Annotated in this window: 1 protein-coding gene; it reads right to left on the reverse strand. The window is 59.6% G+C overall.

The window, feature by feature from the left end; translation table 11 throughout:
- Positions 1–304 precede the first annotated feature (304 nt).
- Positions 305–3,070, reverse strand: a complete 2,766-nt coding sequence (locus NW856_RS05250) for a cation-transporting P-type ATPase (protein WP_414399421.1) — start codon at positions 3,068–3,070, stop codon at positions 305–307.
- Between the last annotated feature and the right edge of the window lie 55 nt (positions 3,071–3,125).

The raw sequence follows: 3,125 nt of genomic DNA on the forward strand, positions 1-3,125 counted from the left end.
GTAGATCCGACTCCCCGCTTTCTACAGCCTCATCCCCACTCGTCGGCTGCCCCAAACTCTGATCACAGCCAGAAAACAGGCTCGACTTTCCAAAAAACCGCCGCTGAGATGGTGATTGCCTTGCGCAAATCGGTCGAAAAGACAGCCAGAGCGGTGTGAAGCTGGATGCCATCAGACCTAGGCCAGCAGGCATTTTTATCTCTTGGCAGAGGCCGGCTACATCTGAGTAATGGCTGAGGGATCCCCTCTTCGGCACTTCTTCAGATGGGAGCGCAGTGAGCGCGAGTTGCCCAAAGCAAGTTATTCATTCAGGATCCACTCGATTGGCTGCCGCTGAGACAACGATGAGTGGCAAGCTCACCAGCAAACAAAAGCCCCATTGCTCCCAAGACAGGGGTGCTGTGTCGAAGATAATGTTGAACAGGCTCCACTGGCTGAAGAGGATCTGCAGCAGGATGGCCGCCCCAATGCCGATGGCAATGGCTGCTGTATCCATGAGGCGCTCATGGCGCTCCAATTGGCTGGCACGTCCACGGCCCAACAGGGTAGGAATGGCCTGGCTGAGGCTGAGCAAATAGAAAATTCGCCCGATCACCAACGCTTGGATGGCCATGGTGCGGGCCAGGTTAAGGTTGCCGGTGGTTTGTTCGATGTATTCAAAAACCCCGAAGATCAAGATCCAGTTGAACACGGACACCAGCAGGATGCGCTGCAGCAGCCTAGGAGAGAGCAAGTTGGCCTCCGGATCCCGCGGTGGGCGAGTCATCTCTCGGCCTGTGCTCGGCTCAAAGGCAAGAGGCACCGTCATGGTGATGGAGTTGATCATGTTTAGCCACAGCACTTGAATGGCCAGAATGGGGAGCTCGCGGTTGAGCAGCACGCTGAGGAGAATCGTCATCGATTCCCCCCCGTTCACCGGCAGGATGAAGGCAATGGCTTTGAGCAGGTTGTTGTAAACCGTGCGCCCCTCCTCAACGGCTGCCTCAATGGAGGCGAAGTTGTCATCGGTCAGGATCATGTCGGCAGCAGCTTTGGCCACTTCGGTGCCGCCTCGCCCCATGGCAATCCCCACATCTGCTTGCTTTAGGGCCGGAGCGTCGTTGACGCCATCGCCGGTCATGGCCACGATCTGCCCCCGCGCTTGCAGAGCTTCCACCAGGCGCAGCTTTTGCTCTGGCACCACCCGTGCGAAGACGGATCCCTCATTGGCGGCTGTAACAAACTTCTCGGGACTGAGCCGCTCCAGATCCTGGCCGCTATAGGCTTTGACTGGTTTGCCACCGCCCAAGCCCATCTGCTCGGCAATGGCCTGAGCCGTGAGCACGTGGTCGCCGGTGATCATCTTCACCTGCATCCCAGCCGTTTGACAGGAACGCACGGCGGCAATGGCCTCCGGCCGCGGCGGGTCAATCATTCCCTGCAAACCGAGGAAGATTAAACCCTCCTGCAGATCTGGGTGATCCACCCGAGTTTGGCTGCTGGGGACAGTTTTTTGGGCAAAGGCCAGAACTCGCAGCCCCTGCCGTGCCAAGGCCTCCACCTGCTGGCGAATCCGCTCCTCTTCCAGAGGCTGGATCTCCCCCTGGGATCCCATCTGGCTATGGCAGCGGGACAAGAGAGCCTCTACGGATCCCTTGACATAGAGGCAATGCTCTTCTGGCCCCAGCCGGTGCAGGGTGGCCATGTACTGAAACTCGGATTCAAAGGGGATGCTGTCCAGGCGAGGGCGGCGGCGCTGCAGATCTTCTCGATCCAAGCCCCCTTTCTGAGCCGCCACAAGCAGAGCCGCCTCGGTGGGATCCCCTACAACTTCCCACTGGCCCTTGTCCTTGGGTTGGAGGCGGGTGTCGTTGCAGAGGCAGCCAGCTACGAGGCAAGCCTGTAACGCCAGCAGCCGCTCCACTTCCACTGGATCACCCCCCTCCTGGGCCAGGATTTGTCCCTGAGGACTGTAGCCACTGCCTGTGACTCGGTAGAGCTGGGATCCGGCGTAGATGGCCTGCACCGTCATCTGGTTTTCCGTGAGGGTGCCGGTTTTGTCAGAGCAAATTACCGTAGCGCTGCCCAGGGTCTCCACCGCCGGCAGCTTGCGGATAATGGCGTGGCGTTTTGCCATGCGGGAAACCCCAATCGCCAAGGTTACAGTGACTACCGTCGGCAAGCCTTCGGGGATAGCACTCACCGCCAGCGCCACTGCCGCCTCAAAGACAGTCGCTGCCGCTTGGCCCTGCACCAGCCCCACCAGAAAAGTAAGCGCAGCCAAGGTGAGGATAATTTTCAGCAAAGTCAGGCTGAACGCCTCAAACTTACGTGTCAGGGGAGTTTGCAGGGATCCCCCTTCCTCGATCAGCTTGGAGATGCGGCCTGTTTGGGTCTGGTTACCGATGGCCACCACCACCCCCGCCCCTTGGCCAAAGGTCACGAAGCTGCCGGCATAGGCCATGTTCTGGCGCTCGGCCAACGGCGTGTCTTCGGGGAGGGATCCCAGCCGTTTTTCCACCGGCACCGACTCCCCTGTCAGGGCCGATTCATCCACCTGTAAGTTGCGCACGCTTAGCAAGCGCAGGTCGGCGGGCACCTTATCTCCCGAACTCAGCAGCACCACATCCCCCGGCACCAGCTCCCGCGAGGGCACCCGCAGTTTTTGCCCCTCCCGGATGACAGTAACCTCCGTCACCACCGACTGGGCCAGGGCGGCGATCGCTTCCTCCGCTTTGGACTCTTGGATGTAGCCGATGAGGGCGTTGATCACCACCACCGCCCAGATCACGATGGCATTGCGCCAGGATCCCAAGAACGCCTTGACCGCCCCGGCAACCATCAAGATGTAGAGCAAGGATTGGTTGAACTGCTGCAGAAACTTCACCCAGGCCGGGGTAGCTGCCTTGGCCTTTAGCTCGTTGGGGCCATATTGCTTCTGCCGTTGGATCACCTCAGCCTGAGATAGACCCCGCTCCAAAAGCGCTGCCAGAGGCAGTTCCTCTGCAACGATTTGGCGGGCAACTTCCTCTTCGGGCAGGGCGTGCCAGGGAGCTGCCGGCAATGAGTCAGGGGAGACGGATTTTGCCATCGCAGGTCTCCAGTTGAATCGCAACAGAACTTGAAGGCCAGCCGTGAATTCAACG

The organism is Synechococcus sp. R3-13, from assembly GCF_047462195.1.
Classification (GTDB): Bacteria; Cyanobacteriota; Cyanobacteriia; order Thermostichales; family Thermostichaceae; genus Thermostichus.

Coding starts and splice junctions, on each gene's coding strand:
- NW856_RS05250 (WP_414399421.1), bottom strand. CDS start 3,070: ATGGCAAAATCCGTCTCCCCTGACTCATTGCCGGCAGCTCCCTGGCAC.